Origin of the sequence: Pseudomonas sp. KU43P (assembly GCF_033095865.1) — a bacterium.
GTDB lineage: Bacteria > Pseudomonadota > Gammaproteobacteria > Pseudomonadales > Pseudomonadaceae > Aquipseudomonas.
Genome location: NZ_AP019365.1, coordinates 5,049,598 through 5,065,592 on the forward strand (window position 1 = coordinate 5,049,598; position 15,995 = coordinate 5,065,592).

Consider the following 15,995-nt stretch of genomic DNA (forward strand, 5'->3'; position numbering starts at 1 on the left):
GATTAAGCGGGCATCCAGAACAACAACGCCTCGCGATCGAAGATCAAGTGAGCGAAAATTTTCTGGAGAGCGTGCATGAACAGGTGGTTCGCCAACATCAGCGTCAACCTCAAACTCGGCCTGGGCTTCGGCCTGGTGCTGGTCCTCACCGGCCTGCTGGCCCTCACTGGCTGGACCAGCCTGGGCAGCCTCATCGACCGTAGCAACTGGATGGGCGATATCGCCCAGCTCAACAAAGACCTGACCGACCTGCGTATTGCGCGCCTGCAATACATGATCGCCAACGGTGACGACGCCGCTGCCGCCAACACCCAGGCCAAGCTCGACGGTTTCAGCAAGCAGCAGGCCTACCTGGCCAGCACCTTCAAGAGCCCGGAGAACGTCAAGCTGCTCAATGAGCTGGGGCAGACCATCAGCGAGTACAAGGTGTCGCTGAACAAGATGCGCGCCGGCTACAGCAGCACCCAGGCCGCCCGCGACGCCATGAACGTGTCGGCCAGCAAGGCCGACCACGCCATGGACAGCCTGGCCGAGGACGTCATGTCGCGCCCTGAGCCAGATGGCGTGCGGCTGGCGCAATACCAACTGATCAGCAAGGCACGCCAGCAACTGCTGCAAGTGCGCATCGACGTTCGCGGCTACATCGCCGACAACACGGCGGCCAATGAACAAGCTGCGCTGCGCCAGCTCGAAGCAGCGCTATCGGAAATCGACGACCTCAAGCGCCAGCTACCTGCCGAGGCCACCCGGGTGCAGCAGTTCGAGCAGTCGGTGCAGGCTTACCGCGATGCCGTGCGTCAGTTCCGTGATGCCGTCGCCGAAATCACCACTGCCCGTGCCGAAATGACCGTACAGGGCGCCGATATCGTCAAGCGAAGCGATGCGCTGTACAAGATCCAGCTCGAGCGCCGCGACGCCGAGAGCACCCAAGCCCGAAGCCTGCAGACCATCGCCACCTTGCTGGCCTTGCTCGCCGGTGTATTGGCAGCCGTTCTCATCACCCGCCAGATCACCCGCCCGCTGCAGGAAACCCTGCATGCGGTGGAGCGAATCGCCGGAGGCGACCTGACCCACGACCTGCAGGTGACACGCCGCGACGAAATCGGCGTGCTGCAGCAAGGCATCGCACGCATGGGCACCACCCTGCGCGACCTGATCAGCGGTATCCGCGATGGCGTCACGCAGATTGCCAGCGCCGCCGAAGAGCTCTCGGCAGTAACCGAGCAGACCAGCGCGGGCGCCAACAGCCAGAAGGTTGAAACCGATCAGGTTGCGACCGCCATGCACGAAATGGCCGCGACCGTCCAGGAAGTGGCGCGCAATGCCGAGCAAGCTTCGCACGCTGCTACCGGCGCCGACGACGAAGCCCGCGCGGGCGATCTCGTGGTCGGTGAAGCGATCAGCCAGATCGAGCGCCTGGCCGATGAGGTGCACCGGTCGACCGAAGCGATGAACCTGCTGCAACAGGAAAGCCAGAAGATCGGCAGCGTCATGGATGTGATCAAGTCGGTGGCCGAACAGACCAACCTACTGGCGCTCAACGCCGCGATCGAAGCGGCCCGTGCCGGTGAGGCGGGCCGGGGCTTTGCCGTGGTGGCCGACGAAGTGCGTGGCCTGGCCCAACGTACCCAGAAGTCCACCGAGGAAATCGAGGAGCTGGTCGCCAGCCTGCAGCACGGCACCCAGCAAGTGGCCAACGCCATGCACGGCAGCCGTACCCTGACCGACAGCAGTGTGGAACTTGCGCGCAAGGCCGGGGCTTCGCTGGAGAACATCACCAGCACGGTCTCGAGCATCCAGTCGATGAACCAGCAGATCGCTGCGGCGGCCGAGCAGCAGAGCGCGGTGGCTGAAGAGATCAGCCGCAGCATCCTGAATGTGCGCGATGTGTCGGAGCAGACGGCGGCGGCCAGTGACGAGACAGCGAAGTCCAGCGTGGAGCTGGCGCGCCTTGGGGGACAATTGCAGATGCTGGTGAGCCAGTTCCGCGTCTGAACATGAGGCCTTAGGGCTGCTTTGCAGCCCATCGCCGGCAAGCCGGCTCCCACAGGCAAAGCGCCCAGCTTGGGCTTGCGCTGTACTTGTGGGAGCCGGCTTGCCGGCGATAGGGCCAGCCGCTTATTTGACGATCATCCCCACGCCACGCCCACGCGGGTCCGAAGCGGTCTCAAGCTTCGCCCCATCGACGCGGATTGCCTGGATATCACCCATCTCCCAGCCTTGGTCCTCCAGTACATATCCCATCTTCTTCAGCTCATCGGCCACCGGCCCGGTCAGCGGCGCATAGCTGTCGAAGTAGATGGTGTCCTTGGGCAGCAACTGATGATGCACGCGCTGTGCCGCCACGGCTTTATCCAGCGGCATGCCGTAGTCATACAGGTTGTTCATCACCTGGAAGATCGAGGTGAAGATGCGCGAACCGCCCGGCGTGCCGATCACCAGCTCGACCTTGCCGTCTCGGGTCATCAGGCTTGGGCTCATCGATGACAGCATGCGCTTGCCCGGGGCGATGGCATTGGCGTCGCCGCCGACCACGCCAAAAGCGTTGGCCGCGCCCGGCTTGGCGCTGAAGTCGTCCATCTCGTCGTTGAGCAGGAAGCCTGCGCCCTTCACCACCACGCCACTGCCGTAGTCGAGGTTGAGGGTGTAGGTGTTGCTGACGGCGTTGCCCTGCTTGTCGACGATCGAGAAGTGCGTGGTCTGGTGCGGCTCCAGGCCCGGCTTGACCTTGTCGGTTTCGGAAATGGCCTTGGGGTTGACCTGGGCGGCGCGCTTGGCCAGGTAGTCCTTGGCGATCAGCTGATCGACCGGCACCTTGGTGAAGGCCGGGTCGCCCAGGTAGTCGGCGCGGTCGGCGAACACCCGCTTCTCGATCTCCGCCAACAGGTGGATGTACTGCGCCGAGTTGTGCGCCACGCCCTTGAAGTCCGCTGCGCGGTCTTCCTTGATGCCCAGCAACTGCGCCAGGGCAACGCCACCCGAGCTCGGCGGCGGCGCCGTGTATACCACATTGCCGCGCCAGCTCAGGGCCATCGGTTCGCGCCAGACGGCTTTGTAATCTTTGAGGTCTTCCTTGGTGATCAGTCCCTTGTCGGCCTGCATCTGCGCCACCAGCAGGTCAGCGGTCTTGCCCTGGTAGAACTCGTTGACGCCCTTGTCGGCGATGCGCTCCAGGGTCTGCGCCATTTCTGGCTGCTTGAACAGCTCGCCCACCTTCATGTTGCCGAAATAGTCATTGAAGTTGGTGGCGGTCTTGAACAGGCCTTGGGCGTCGTTGCGGTACTGGTACTGTTTTTCGGCGATCTTGAAGCCGTTTTTCGCATAGCCGATGGCCGGGGTGAGAAGCTCGCTCCAGGGCAGCTTGCCGAACTTCTGGTGGGCTTCCCACAGGCCCATCACGGTGCCCGGCACGCCGGCGGCACGCACGCCGACCAAGCTCAGGTTCTCGATGACCTCGCCTTTTTCGTCCAGGTACATGTTGCGGCTGGCGGCCTTGGGCGCCACTTCGCGGTAGTCGAGGAAGTAAGGTTTGCCGTCGACGAACAGGGTCATGAACCCACCACCGCCGATATTGCCGGCCTCCGGGTAGGTCACCGCCAGGGTGAATGCCGTGGCCACGGCGGCATCGACCGCGTTGCCGCCTTTCTTCAGGATATCGGCGGCCACCTGTGCGCCATATTGATCAGGCGCAGCCACCGCGCCGCCTTCCAGGGTCACGGCATAGGCCGATGAACAGCTCAGGATCGCAGCTCCGAGCGCCAGGGACTGGAACAGGACAATACGCATGACACTTCCTTGGTGTTGTTTTTGTTGATCAGTCAGTAAGGCCGAAGCCGGTCGACTGTGCAATCACAGGCAGGAAGTTTCGCCGCCCATGGGCAGGATCTGTCGCGTTCAGGCAACTCAGCAGGCGTACATGGCCAGTTTGCGCTGAATGAAGTCGAGGAAACACTGGATGCGCAGGGCCAGTTGCGTATTGCGGTAGTAGACAGCGTGGATCGGCTGGCGGTAGCCATTGTTGGCTTCGCTGAGGAGCACCTGCAGGCGCCCGGCGCGGATGTCTTCGTGGGTCATGAAATGCGACAAACTGACGATGCCCTCCCCAGCCAAGGCCAGGTGGCGCAGGGTCTCACCGCTGGAGGCCAGCAGAGCCGGGCGGATCGGCCAGCGGTCGCCCTGGGCATGGCGCAGTGGCCACTGGTTGAGCGATTCGGGCTGACTGAAGCCGAGCAGGCAGTGCTGGCTGAGGTCTTCAACGCGCTCGGGGGTACCGTGCTGCTCCAGGTAGGCCGGGCTGGCCAGCACCTGCACCGGGCTGCAACCCAATGCACGGGCATGCAGGCTGGAGTCGGCCAGCTCACCGATGCGGATGGCCACGTCGGTGCTCTGCTCCAGCAGGTCGATGATCAGGTCATCGGTGTTGAGTTCCAGCTCGATGCCGGGGTACTGGCGGCGGAACTCGCCAATCCACGGGAGGATGGCATGCAGCATGAAAGGCGCGGCTGCGTTGATGCGCAGGCGGCCGGAGGCGGTCTGCCGGTTCATCGACAGGCGCTCCTCCATTTCGTCCATCTGCTCCAGGATCAGCCGTGAGCGTTCGAGAAAGAAGCGCCCTTCTTCGGTCAGGTCCATGCGCCGTGTGGTGCGGTTGACCAATGTGGTGCCGAGCTTGGCCTCCAGGCGCGACAGGGTACGGCTGACGGCCGAAGGGGTCTGGCCGATCTGTTCGGCGGCGGCGGAGATCGAGCCGCAATCAATCACGGCGACGAATACCTGGAGTTCTTCGGATCGGGTTTTCACGTCTGTGCCTGTGTCTGCTCTTCGCGGTGATTGATAGCCGCTAGCTGCCAGCAAGTCCAGTCAAACAGCCTTGCCGAACACCTGATCCAGATGCGCCTCATAGGCCGCCAAGGCCGCTGGCACGTCCGGGCGCTTCATTACATCCACCGCAATGAAGGTCGGCAGCCCGCTCATGCCGAGGAATTGATTGGCCTTGTGGAACGGGAAGTACACGGCGTCCACGCCCTTGCCCTCGAAGAAATCGCTCGGGTCGTCGAAGGCTTGCTGCGGCGCGTTCCAGGTCAGCGACAGCATGTAATGCTTGCCTTGCACCAGGCCGCCGCTGCCGTATTTCTGCGAGGCATCGGAACGGGTACGGCCATCACTGGCATAGAGGCTGCCGTGACCGGCAGTGAAGACCTCGTCGATGTATTTCTTCACGGTCCAGGGCGCACCCATCCACCAGCCGGGCATCTGGTAGATGATCACATCGGCCCAGAGGAATTTCTCCACTTCGGCCTGTACATCGTAACCGCCGTCGATGAAGGTCTGTTGCACGTCGTAGCCTGCGCGGTCCAGATGTGCCAGCGCGGCGTCGTGCAGGGTCTGGTTGAGGCGGCCATCGGAATGGGCGAACTGTTTACCGCCATTGAGCAGAAGAATCTTTTTCATGCTGACCTCGCGTCAAGAATCAATGGCCGGCAGATTAGGGGTTCACAGGCATGGGATACAGCAGGTGCCAGGCAAAATACAATTGACCTGAGCTCAAGAATTAACGGCACATTCTTGCCGTAGAATCGATTCATCTTCCCACGCACGAGTCGTTACCCATGAGTGAGCAATACGCGTTCATCCTCAAGGCCAAGACCCGGCCAGAAATGGCCGAAGCCTTCGAAACCCTGTTCCGCGCTTACGTGGAGCCGAGCCGCCAGGAGGCTGGCTGTATCGAATACCACATGCTGCGCGACAAGGAAGACCCGAGCCTGTTCGTGTTCTACGAAGTGTGGGCCGACAAGGCCGCCCTGGACGTGCACTCGGGCCTGCCGCACATGGCCGCGTTCTTCGAAAAACGCATGGACTACCTGGAACGCGATTTCGATATCCAGATGATCGAGATGCTCAGCGCTTCTTCCGCTAGCCGTTGATCATCAGATGGCCGCCCAGCAGGGCCAGGCCGATGAAGAAACAACGCTTGAACAGCGCCGCACTGATGCACTGGCGTAACCACTGGCCGGCCATCATGCCCAGCAGTGCCGGCGCCAGCATCAACAGGGAAGCCCCCAACGCCTGGCCACCCAGGGCATCCTGCCCGGCCAGGCCAAAGGCCAGGGCCACGGTGGACACCGTGAACGACAGGCCCAGCGCCTGGATCATCTCGTCGCGGCCCAGGCCCAGGCTCTGCAGATAGGGCACGGCGGGTATCACGAATACACCGGTGGCTGCCGTGACCACGCCGGTCACCAGCCCGCACAGCGGCCCCAGCCACCCTTCGCTATGCGCGGCAATCCGCAGTGCCGGGCCCACTAGCCCATAAAGCGCGTAGACGACCAACGCGCCCCCCAGTGCATGCGCCGCCCACGGCCCACTGTCGATACCCAGCCAGGCACTGCCTGCCAGCGTGCCGACGAATATCATCACCAGCATTGGCCCCAGTCGTCGCAACAACGCCAGCAGATGCCCGCCGTTTGCGATTTGCCAGAGATTGGTGAGGGTCGAGGGAACGATCAAAAGCGCAGCAGCCTGTGTCGGTGACATAGCCAGCCCGAGCAAGCCCATGGCGATGGTCGGCAGCCCGAGACCGATCACTCCCTTGACCGCCCCGGCCAGCAGGAAGGTGAAAATAACCAGCAATGTCAGTGCTGGGCCTATGTTCTGATAAAACGTGATCAAGGTCGTCATGGGCATCATCATGCTGTACGGCGAGCAGCCTGAAAATCTGCCATATACTCAGCCAGACTCTTGCCAGGACAGAGGCTGATGCACTTCGACCTGATTGACCTCACGCTTTTCCGGCACACCCTGGAGTGCGGCAACATCACCGCCGGGGCACACCGCAGCCACCTGTCGCTACCGGCGGCCAGCGCGCGTATCCGCGCCATGGAAGCCTCGCTGGGTATTGCACTGCTCGAACGCAACCGGCGTGGCGTTCAGCCAACCCCGGCCGGCCAGGCGCTGCTGCAACATGCACGGCTGATCGGGCAGCAGGTCGAGCGCCTGCAGTTCGACCTGGCCCAGTACGCGCAAGGGCAACAAGGGCAGGTGCGGTTGCTGTGCAACACAGCGGCGCTGACCGAATACCTGCCGGAACTGCTGGCGAGCTACCTGGCCGACAACCCCGGGGTCAGCGTCGATGTGCAGGAGCTGCCGAGCTTGCGGATCGTGCAGTCGATCACCCAGGGCATGGCTGATCTGGGCGTCATCTCCACCGCAGCACCCAGTGCGCATCTGCAGACCTTGCCATTTCGCGATGATCCGCTGGTGCTGGTCACTCCATTGAATCACCCCCTTGCCGTGGAAGCCGCACCGAGTTTCATCGATTGCCTTGCCTATGGCCATGTCGGCCTGGGGGCGAACAGTGCGCTGGCGTTGTACCTGGAGGAACAGGCACTGCGCGAAGGGCGGCGCATGCAGGTGCGGGTGCGGGCCGAAGGGTTTGATGGGGTGATACGCATGGTGGCGGGCGGGGCCGGTGTCGGCGTGGTGCCCATGGCATCGGTGAAACGTTGGCAGGGGGTATTGCCGATACATTGGGTGGCGCTGCGCGAAGATTGGGCCAATCGGCGCCTGTTGTTGTGTGCACGAGAATTTTCAGGGTTGCCCGGATACGCAGCAGGTTTGGTGGAGCGACTGATACAAGCTTGACGACAAATCGATGAACTGCCGACCCGCCCTACTCGGTCAATGCGCGAGCATCACCACCTGCATGCATAGCGCGACCAGACAGCTGAATCGTCCTTGGTTTCATAGACACCTCTAAGCCTCATAATGAAGCCCAAATAGGAGGTGCCATGAACCCTCAGCGTTAGTAGTGAGTGTCCGCTATCGACCCAAAGCAGACGTTCGTCAAAGGCGTAATGGTGTCATCAGAACGGATGACACCCCAGGCTTACCCGCAGTGATTACTGAGTGCCGTTAATGGCGAAGTCGAAGATGTGGTAGCTCTTGATTTCGCTGCACGCCACGTGCTGGCGATATTGCGCATTCAGCGGGCGGTTCAGAATAAACGGCACCCGAGTTTCGCTGACCCCACCATGGGTGCGCAGGCGATTACCTTTCAGCCCTTCCAGGTCATGCAATTTGGCCGAGCTGCCGATGCACACATCCTTGCGCGACACGACGACCACGTCCGCTTCGCGGTCCTCCGGCAGGTCAAACAGGCGGCAGGCAGTCTGCTTGTCCAATGACAAATCAATACCGTCAACAGCCGCTACCCGATCAATCACCGCCTGGACGCTGATATCCCCGTGTGTCCAAACACGTACAAAACCACCCAGAGCGCCGTGGTGGGCAACGAAGGCGTCGGTGATCGGACAGATAACGGTGGTTTGGCCTTCACCAAACTCGGCATCGAGAATATCCTGCAACCAGATCACGTTCGGTTCACCGGCTTCGTTGCTTTTGTCACTCATGCCGTGGTCGGCGATCAGCCCCAGCACAATGTCTTGTGCCACCAGCCGGCCGAACGCTGCGTCCAGCGCCTGGTAGAACTGCCGGGCCTCGGCCTGATCGGGTGCCCATTTGTGTTGAACGAAGTCAGTGAGTGAGAGGTACATCAGGTTCGGGCGGCGATCCTCCAGCAACTTGATACCGGCCTCCAGCACGAACAGCGAAAGCTCCATCGAGTACATGTCAGGCTTGGGCATGCCGACATACGCCAGTACGTTTTCAATGCCGTTTTCGGCCAGGGTGCAGCGGTCGGCGTACTCCGAAGAGAACGACACATGCCCTTGGCTGACATCCAGGCCTTTACCCAGTTGGCGGCGCAGTTTGTCTTTGGCCGTAATCGACACCACCTTGGCGCCCACCTCAGCAAAGCCGGCCAGAATGGTTTCACCGCGCAACAGTTCCGGGCCGGTCATCACCACGGGCTGCCAAGTGCGGGTATCCAGATAGAAGTTGCCTGAGATGCCGTGCTCAGCGGTTGGCGTGCCGGTGATGATCGACATGTTGTTCGGACAGGTGAACGAGGGCATCGAACCCATAGCCACTGTCGAGTAGCCTTCTTCAACAAAACGCTGGATGTTGGGCAGGATGCCTTCGGCCAGAAACTGCTGGAGGTATTCCGGGTCACCGCCATCGATGCACACGACGACGACGGGGCGTTCAGGTTGACGGTAGGTCTTGCCATTAATGGTGACGTTAGCGTTCATGATGGTTCCTTTGGGTAATTCGCTTGAGGCGCTTCAGCGCCGTTTTTTCAGCAATGCGGCACGCGCGTGAGACGACAGTTTTTCCACCGTCAATACCAGTAGAAACACCATCAGAATGATGGTGGCGGCCTGGTCAAAGCGGAACATTTCCATGGCCGTGGCGAGCTCGGCACCAATGCCGCCGGCGCCAACCAGACCCAGCACGACAGAGGCACGCACGGCTTTCTCCAAGGCGAACAGGCTGGTGTTGATCAGGCTGGGCATGGCCATGGGCAGCGCGGCGCACACCACGATCGAGGTCCGGGGTGCGCCGATGGCGGTCAGCGCCTCCGGGGCGCCGTCATCCACTTCTTCAATAGCTTCGGCAAAAAAACGTGCACAAAAACCCACCGTGTCCATAACCAGCGTCAGCGTGCCGGCGAAGGTGCCCAAACCAACGGAGGCCACGAAAAACAATGCCCACGCCAAATCCGGGACGGTTCGAACAAAGCTGACCAGGCCGCGTATGCAAGCACGCACCCCTGGGTGGGGGGTGTAATTGCGCGCCATCAGGACCGCCAACGGCAGGCTGATCACTACGCCAAGAACCGTGCCGACCAAGGCCATCTGAAACGTGACCAGCACGGCCTGCAGCATTGGGCCGATGCGGTCAGTGGCCGGTGGCACCATCTCCCCGCCGATCTTCGCCATATTCGGTAACCCGCTGAGCAGTTGCGGCAGCGACAGCCCCGCCGCCGCTACGGACCAACAGAACAAGGCAATAAAGGCGGCGAACAACAAGGCGGACAGCAGCGAGGGCCGCTCGAAGCGGGCTGGCAGGTTGGGTATGGATTTCTCAGTCATACATGCCTCGCAACTGCTGAACACTCAACTGCCGACTCGCCGCGTCCAGATGCAGCCGGCAATCGCGCAACCCCAGTACACGATCGGCGTAGTGCAGGGCGTGCTCCAGATGATGGGTAACGAATACCAAGGTCAGGCCCTGGCTACGTACCAGGTCCGAGAAGACCTGCATCACATCCTCTCCCGCTTGCGGGTCGAGACTGGCGACAGGCTCATCAGCGAAGATCATGTGTGGCTTTTGCATCAACACCCGAGCAATGGCTACTCGCTGAGACTGGCCACCCGACAACTCGCCAGCACAGCGACCGCTCAGATGGCCGAGGTGCACCTGTTCCAGGCAATGCATCGCATAATCGCGGTGCTCGCGGGTTGCCATTGCATGGAACCACAGGCGGGGCGAGGACGAATAAGCCATCGCGCCGTGCAACACATTGCTCAGCACCGAAAGCCGGCTGACCAAATTGTGTTTCTGAAACACGAATCCCACCTGTGAGCGAGCCTTCGCCAGCGGCCGCCGACTCAAGCCTGTGACGTTCTGGCCGGCAAACGCGATGCTGCCGCTGTCTGGCTCGATCAGGCGCATGCAGCAACGCAACAGGGTGCTTTTGCCGGCGCCGTTGCCGCCGACAATGGCGACCCGCTGACTGCGCGGAACGTCGAACGAAATGTCAGACCACACGGGCGCAGGTGCGCCGTCAAACTGTTTGCTCAAACCTCGAACTTGCAAGGCAGTGTTCAGAACGGTCGAAGGTGCCGAGGCATTCATGTCACTCACCTATGAAGTCCGAAAATTCGGGATAGCCTGCGGTGCGGTACATGGAGCGCACGGCGTTGTAATCCTTGTCGGCAATAGCCGTCAGAAAGCGCATGCCCTGATAACGCTTCACTTGCTCCGGGCCCTGGCTGATGCTGCTGATGAGCGTCGCCGAGTTCTCCACGATGGCCTTGCGCAGGCTAGCTACCGTTTCGGCGGGCACATGTTCACCGGCCATCAACAGGTCGCTGGGTAAATCACCGCCACGCGCCAGCGTCCGAAAGGCGTTGCGTTGGTCTTCCGGCTCCTGGCCAATAAAGTTTTCGTAGTCCGAGCGGCCCATGCCAACCGCGCTCAGGTCGTCACGTTTAAGCCCCTCCCATGCCAGGCGCAGGTTGGTGTTGGTGACGCTGATGTCTTTGCGCGGATCAACGTTGGCATCGGCAAACAACTGCATAGGCCCGAGCTGGCGGGACGTCGAACCCACCGGCCCCATTCCTACGCGCTTGCCCTTGAGTTCTTGCAGCGAAAACAGGGGGCTATCAGCCTTCACCACGATCATCGAGTAGTAGTTGGGCCGATATAAGCCGGCTACCACCGTGGCATTGGCGCGCTTATGCATCACCACGTACTCCGCCGGGCCGGCAAGCACAAAATCCACCTTTTTAAAACGCAGTGCCTCCAGGGCGGCGGTGCGGCTGGTTACCGGCAAAAAATCAATGCTCAGGCCGCTGGTGCGCTCAAGTTCAGCCTTGAATGGGCCGAACTCGCGCTGCAACTCCTCCAGCCCTACAAGGTCGGTTACCGCGAGTTTGACGGTCTGTGCCTGTGCGTTCAGGGCCATGCCCGTTATGGCAAATACCATAGCGCCAGTGCTCAAAAGCTTTCGAAACATGATCGGACGTCCGTAACAAGTCGGGGAGTGAGCAGGCATCCTAGATAATGTATATTGCATATTGTTGACAATATGCAACCTTGAGAGGATTTGAGATACACTTGGCTTTCTTTCCCATCAGCCAGCTGAGACGTGTGATGAGTTCCCTTGAAGCCCTAGCCTTACTGCGCACCCAGTCGCTCACAACCGTGGTGCATGAACGACTCGAGCAGCGAATTGCCACGGGCGAGCTGGCTCCGGGTGATCCCTTGCGCGAAGCAGCAATAGCCAATGAACTGGGGATTTCTCGGGGACCAGTGCGCGAGGCCTTTCGTATGCTGGAGGAGCGCGGACTGGTGATATTTGAGAAGAACTGCGGGGTTCGGGTACGTCAGCTAGACCTGAACCAGGCGTTGGAAATCTATCAAGTGCGCATCGCGCTTGAGGGCATGATTGGTGAGCTGGTCACGCAACAACTGACGCCGCAAGCCTCCTCGCACCTGGCTAGCGTGCTCGATGGCATGACTGCGGCGGTTCGCCAACAGGATGTCACGGCCTACATCAACCTGAACTTTGAATTCCACGACCTTCTGGCCCGCTATACCGCTAACGCAACGCTGTACGACACATACCGTCGTCTGGTGGTGCAACTGAAGCTGTTCCGCAGTTACTCACTGCGCCACAACTCGGAAACCATCGGCCTCTCATTGCAGGAGCACCGGGCGATTTTCGACGCGATAGCAACAGGTAATCCAGGGCTGGCTAGCGAGCGTCTGCGGCAACACTGCATTGATAGCCTGGAGCGACTACACGTCGCTGTTGGGAGCTGAGCCCCGCATAAGGTTAGATCTCGGATTCTGCTGGCCGTTTTCTAAGCATCACGAATGACAGCTTCGGGTCGTAAGCGGACGGTCGCGTATGGCTGCTAACGACCCATAGCGGCCCGTCGGCATCGGCAGACACCGGTCAGCATTAGCCGGCCCTGCAGGGAGTTAAAGGCCATCGATTTAAGGCTGAAGGTATCTACCAAATCGTGGGCGATTCAGTCTAGGCTCCCACCACAGATCAGACGGGTCGCACCCCAGTTCCACCGTACCACTATAGAGTGAATTGGAAAACGACCGGAACAGCATTTGGGGAGAATTATAAAACCTATAATTAGCTTCTACATACTCCAACAACAGCTGCACGGCAAAAGTCGCCCCATCTTGCCATGATCTGCTCTTACCCCTATTCAAATACATGTAGTAAGCGAAATCCTTAAGTATCCCTTCATCTGTAATGATTACAGGCAACACCGGTCGGAAGCCAGTCGCATCCAATCTCAGCGCCCTGTACTCTCGATGGGATCGTTCGAAGAAAACAGCCATTTTGCTGACTCCGGAGATCAATACAGTTGGAGAGCTTCGTTTTCACAGCATAGCTGAGCTCGATCCAGCAGAGAGGCAGGCCAGATTTTTTGGGACTATAGCTTGGGTTAACCTTCCTTGATGGCTACTGCATCATCACCCCGGAAGGCGAGGCGCCGAAGCATTTGAAGGCGGGTGACGTGTTCGTGATCGAACCAGGGATGAAAGGGACCTGGGAAGTGGTCGAGACCGTGCGCAAGTATTTCGTCTTCGCCTGATTTTTTTCGAGAGCAATGCAGGCCCTGTGGAAAACGCGAAATTTCCTACAGGGCCATCACTGTGCTGAACATCGATAGCAAAAATAGCAAAACAGCCATAAACCCATTGAACCTCAGCAACATCTTCTGACATATACCCTCAGCTTAAATCCCTCTGCTTGTAGTCCTTTTCTGAATTGCGCCACACCGCCCCATAGCGTATTGCCCTCGCACTCTCCCAGACCTAGCCTGCACTGACCGCTCGAATCAGCACGCAGCATTCCCCATTCCAAAACAATGCAGGTAGAGATAAGCATGGCTTTCGACGCATACATTCAGATCGACAGTATTCCAGGAGAAGCACTGGACGAAAAATACAGTAAATGGATTGAAGTGCTGGGCTACGACTTTGGTGTCAGCCAAAGTACATCTGCCACAGCCAGTTCCGCAGGTGGCGCAACATCGGGCAGGACCTCCGTTACCCACTTCACTTTCACCAAGTACCTCGACAGTGCCAGTTGCAAACTGATGGAAGCCAGTTGCACAGGCCAGCATCTGAAAGCGGTGAAGCTCGCCCTCTGCCGTGCTGGCGGTGACAAACTCAAGTACTTCGAAATCATCCTTGAAGAAGTGATCATCGCCGAGTATTCGCAGAGCGTGGATACAGGGGTGCCAGTAGAAGTGGTGCAGCTCAATTACGGCCGGATCAAGACCACTTACACCCAGCAGCGCCGCCACGACGGCAGTGGCGGCGGTAATATCGCCGGGGGCTGGGACCGCATCGGCAACAGAAAATAGGCGTGAGGGTGCTGACCATGTCTGAAGCCCGCGCGTACCTCAATCTCAAGCTGCAGAACTATCACAGGCTGAAATCCGATCTGGCGCTGACCGGTCATTCCCTGGAAAAGTTCGACGTGCTGAATTCACATATCGCCAATACCGTGGTCCGTAGCGGCGAACTTATCATCATCGGCGACCCCACCACAGCTTCCTGCACCAGCCAGGAAGCCTGGATGATGCGGCAGGCGACAATTGCGCACATAGGGCTGATGCGCAACGGCCAAGGTGTGGATAACTTTTTCCTGGACAATTTCGAGACATTGAAAAGCCTCATCGCGCATGCCTCCATGGGGGCGGGTGTGGTCAGCGAAGGATGGAGCAAGCACTTGAAGGCCATCGAGGCCACCTTGATGGAGATCGAGAAGCTGCATCAGCAGCATCTCGGATCAGGGACGATGACCGCCCGTGATCAGTTCTATGCCAAGCGGTCAGCCTTGTTCATGAAGCTGGAGGTTCAATTGGACAAGCTGGCGGCTTATGGGTCAGGCCTTAAAAACAAGGGAACAGTTAAAAGGACGTTGGGGATCTCCACGAAGAGCTACATGCACACTGGCGAGATTGCAGGTTATGCCAGCAAGGTAGCGAGTGTAGCCAAGGCATCCAGCCTGATAAAGCGAGGTGGTTACGTTGGGATAGCGCTGGAAGTCGCAGCGACGGGACTGGAGATTCACAAGGCTTGTACGTTTGGACGTGAGGAGGTATGCGAGAGAGCCAAGTTTGTTGAAGGGGGCTCACTTATAGGAGGACTTGCAGGTGCCGGTGCCGGAGGCTATGTAGGTGGAACAGTTTTAGCGCCTGTTTTATGCGCCGCAATCGGATTGCCAACAGCTGGTACAGGGGGGCTGCTTTGCGCGGTTGTGATTGGGGCTACCGGAGCAGCGGTCGGAGGCAAGCTCGGGGAGGAGAAGGGTGAAGCCTACGGTGAACTTTTGTATCGGGAGTTTTCTAAGTGACAGTCCTCGACGAGGGAGTAATTGCCGCAATCATTATCAACCTCATCATCATCACCATGACCGCACAATGCATCATAGCCGCCAGACGCACTGAATATTTTGAGTCATTTTTCCCCAACAGCCAGTACATTAAGCAAAACAAGGCAACTTACCAACGCGCCGGACTCATTGGCAAAATGATGCGCACCGGCACCATTTCAACAATTCTTGCAATACCATCATTTTTCACAAGAAAAAACTTAGTAGAGCGACAAGAAATTATAAACTTTCCAAAGCCAACAAAGATACTGCTTGTCACTCTCTGGAGCCTCCATATAACACTATTTTCAGCCCTCTTAATTTCTCACTTCTTGTAACCTACCTATGAGGTGCAACGCGGAAATAAGTTTGATACTCCAGCGGAATGAAAAATCGCGGCTCAGGCGCCCTTCCCTCTGGTGCGCAGTTACAGAGGGAAGGCCACCCGGCCCGCGATGAAGTACTCGTTCGTTCGAAAGCACGCTGCACATGGCTTGCGAGCAGGTGTCCGGGTCGGGTGTGGCGCTGTCGGGGCATGTGCGCATGGGTTGCACCGAAGGTTTCGGCAGCTTCTTCGTCACCCCGCAATTGAGCCATTTCGTCGACGCCTATCCGGCGATCTCGGTGGATATCCTGCCGCTGCCGCACTTCATCAGCCTGTCCAAGCGCGAAGCGGATATCGTCATTGCCCTGGAGCGGCCGGAGCATGGGCCCTATGTGTGCTGCAAGCTCTGTGACTACCGCCTGTGGCTGTATGCGACCCAGGATTACCTTTACATTCGCGGAGTGACCGAGGCGAATGCACCGCTGTTGATGGGGGAAACGCGCGAGATGCGTTTTCCTCAGGGTTGAGGGGGCTGCTTCGCAGCCCATCGCTGGCAGGGCCATCACTGTGCTGAACATCGATAGCAAAAATAGCAAAACAGCCATAAACCCATTGAACCTCAGCAACATCTTC

General features: G+C 59.3%; 14 protein-coding genes and 4 pseudogenes. 10 read left to right on the plus strand and 8 right to left on the minus strand.

Features of this window, described 5'->3' with window-relative positions:
• Nucleotides 1-210 precede the first annotated feature (210 nt).
• Both KU43P_RS27145 and KU43P_RS27150 read left to right on the plus strand, forming a co-directional pair.
• Nucleotides 211-1,092, plus strand: a pseudogene (locus KU43P_RS27145) (methyl-accepting chemotaxis protein); the annotation flags it as partial.
• A 312-nt stretch (nucleotides 1,093-1,404) separates the two neighbouring features.
• Nucleotides 1,405-1,995, plus strand: a pseudogene (locus KU43P_RS27150) (methyl-accepting chemotaxis protein); the annotation flags it as partial.
• A gap of 123 nt (nucleotides 1,996-2,118) precedes the next feature.
• Here the strand turns inward: KU43P_RS27150 and ggt are convergent.
• From ggt to KU43P_RS23145, 3 genes are all read right to left on the minus strand, one after another.
• Nucleotides 2,119-3,786 carry a gamma-glutamyltransferase gene (ggt, locus tag KU43P_RS23135; protein WP_317659848.1) on the minus strand — a complete coding sequence of 556 codons (1,668 nt, stop codon included), beginning with the start codon at nucleotides 3,784-3,786 and terminating at the stop codon, nucleotides 2,119-2,121.
• 117 nt (nucleotides 3,787-3,903) lie between these two features.
• The gene (locus tag KU43P_RS23140) at nucleotides 3,904-4,800 is read right to left on the minus strand and encodes a LysR family transcriptional regulator (RefSeq protein WP_317659849.1); all 897 of its coding nucleotides are present in this window, start codon (nucleotides 4,798-4,800) and stop codon (nucleotides 3,904-3,906) included.
• 60 nt (nucleotides 4,801-4,860) lie between these two features.
• Nucleotides 4,861-5,451, minus strand: a complete 591-nt coding sequence (locus KU43P_RS23145; protein ID WP_317659850.1) for an NAD(P)H-dependent oxidoreductase — start codon at nucleotides 5,449-5,451, stop codon at nucleotides 4,861-4,863.
• 158 nt (nucleotides 5,452-5,609) lie between these two features.
• Here KU43P_RS23145 and KU43P_RS23150 point away from each other — a divergent pair, with 158 nt between their 5' ends.
• Nucleotides 5,610-5,924, plus strand: a complete 315-nt coding sequence (locus KU43P_RS23150; protein WP_317659851.1) for a putative quinol monooxygenase — start codon at nucleotides 5,610-5,612, stop codon at nucleotides 5,922-5,924.
• Here KU43P_RS23150 and KU43P_RS23155 read toward each other — a convergent pair.
• Nucleotides 5,914-6,678 carry a sulfite exporter TauE/SafE family protein gene (locus tag KU43P_RS23155; RefSeq protein ID WP_317659852.1) on the minus strand — a complete coding sequence of 255 codons (765 nt, stop codon included), beginning with the start codon at nucleotides 6,676-6,678 and terminating at the stop codon, nucleotides 5,914-5,916. The genes KU43P_RS23150 and KU43P_RS23155 overlap by 11 nt on opposite strands.
• A gap of 78 nt (nucleotides 6,679-6,756) precedes the next feature.
• On the opposite strand from KU43P_RS23155, the gene KU43P_RS23160 reads away from it, so the two are divergent.
• A complete protein-coding gene (locus KU43P_RS23160) occupies nucleotides 6,757-7,641 on the plus strand; it encodes a LysR family transcriptional regulator (RefSeq protein ID WP_317659853.1) in 885 nt (294 codons plus the stop codon).
• 257 nt (nucleotides 7,642-7,898) lie between these two features.
• On the opposite strand, the gene phnA is transcribed toward KU43P_RS23160, so the two are convergent.
• The 4 genes from phnA to KU43P_RS23180 are packed head-to-tail and all read right to left on the minus strand — an operon-like array spanning nucleotide 7,899 to nucleotide 11,641.
• Nucleotides 7,899-9,149, minus strand: a complete 1,251-nt coding sequence (gene phnA, locus KU43P_RS23165; RefSeq protein ID WP_317659854.1) for a phosphonoacetate hydrolase — start codon at nucleotides 9,147-9,149, stop codon at nucleotides 7,899-7,901.
• Nucleotides 9,150-9,182: 33 nt separating this feature from the next.
• Nucleotides 9,183-9,992 (minus strand): phosphonate ABC transporter, permease protein PhnE, encoded by an 810-nt coding sequence (phnE, locus tag KU43P_RS23170; RefSeq protein ID WP_317659855.1) that lies wholly within the window; start codon nucleotides 9,990-9,992, stop codon nucleotides 9,183-9,185.
• Nucleotides 9,985-10,758, minus strand: coding sequence for a phosphonate ABC transporter ATP-binding protein (locus KU43P_RS23175; protein ID WP_317659856.1), 774 nt, complete (start codon nucleotides 10,756-10,758; stop codon nucleotides 9,985-9,987). Before KU43P_RS23175 ends, phnE begins: the two co-directional genes overlap by 8 nt.
• A gap of 1 nt (nucleotide 10,759) precedes the next feature.
• Nucleotides 10,760-11,641 (minus strand): PhnD/SsuA/transferrin family substrate-binding protein, encoded by an 882-nt coding sequence (locus KU43P_RS23180; RefSeq protein WP_317659857.1) that lies wholly within the window; start codon nucleotides 11,639-11,641, stop codon nucleotides 10,760-10,762.
• Between the two features lie 137 nt (nucleotides 11,642-11,778).
• Between KU43P_RS23180 and KU43P_RS23185 the strand changes: the two genes are divergently transcribed.
• From KU43P_RS23185 to KU43P_RS23210, 6 genes and pseudogenes are all read left to right on the plus strand, one after another.
• Nucleotides 11,779-12,450 carry an FCD domain-containing protein gene (locus tag KU43P_RS23185; RefSeq protein ID WP_317659858.1) on the plus strand — a complete coding sequence of 224 codons (672 nt, stop codon included), beginning with the start codon at nucleotides 11,779-11,781 and terminating at the stop codon, nucleotides 12,448-12,450.
• A gap of 653 nt (nucleotides 12,451-13,103) precedes the next feature.
• Nucleotides 13,104-13,247, plus strand: a pseudogene (locus KU43P_RS23190) (cupin domain-containing protein); the annotation flags it as partial.
• A gap of 294 nt (nucleotides 13,248-13,541) precedes the next feature.
• Complete coding sequence (locus KU43P_RS23195) at nucleotides 13,542-14,024, plus strand: Hcp family type VI secretion system effector (RefSeq protein WP_317659859.1); 483 nt, start codon at nucleotides 13,542-13,544, stop codon at nucleotides 14,022-14,024.
• 17 nt (nucleotides 14,025-14,041) lie between these two features.
• Entirely contained in the window at nucleotides 14,042-15,019 is a 978-nt protein-coding gene (locus tag KU43P_RS23200) for a hypothetical protein (protein ID WP_317659860.1), read from the plus strand.
• Entirely contained in the window at nucleotides 15,016-15,375 is a 360-nt protein-coding gene (locus tag KU43P_RS23205) for a hypothetical protein (protein ID WP_317659861.1), read from the plus strand. Before KU43P_RS23200 ends, KU43P_RS23205 begins: the two co-directional genes overlap by 4 nt.
• 130 nt (nucleotides 15,376-15,505) lie before the next feature.
• A pseudogene (locus tag KU43P_RS23210) lies at nucleotides 15,506-15,811 on the plus strand (LysR substrate-binding domain-containing protein); the annotation flags it as partial.
• Between the last annotated feature and the right edge of the window lie 184 nt (nucleotides 15,812-15,995).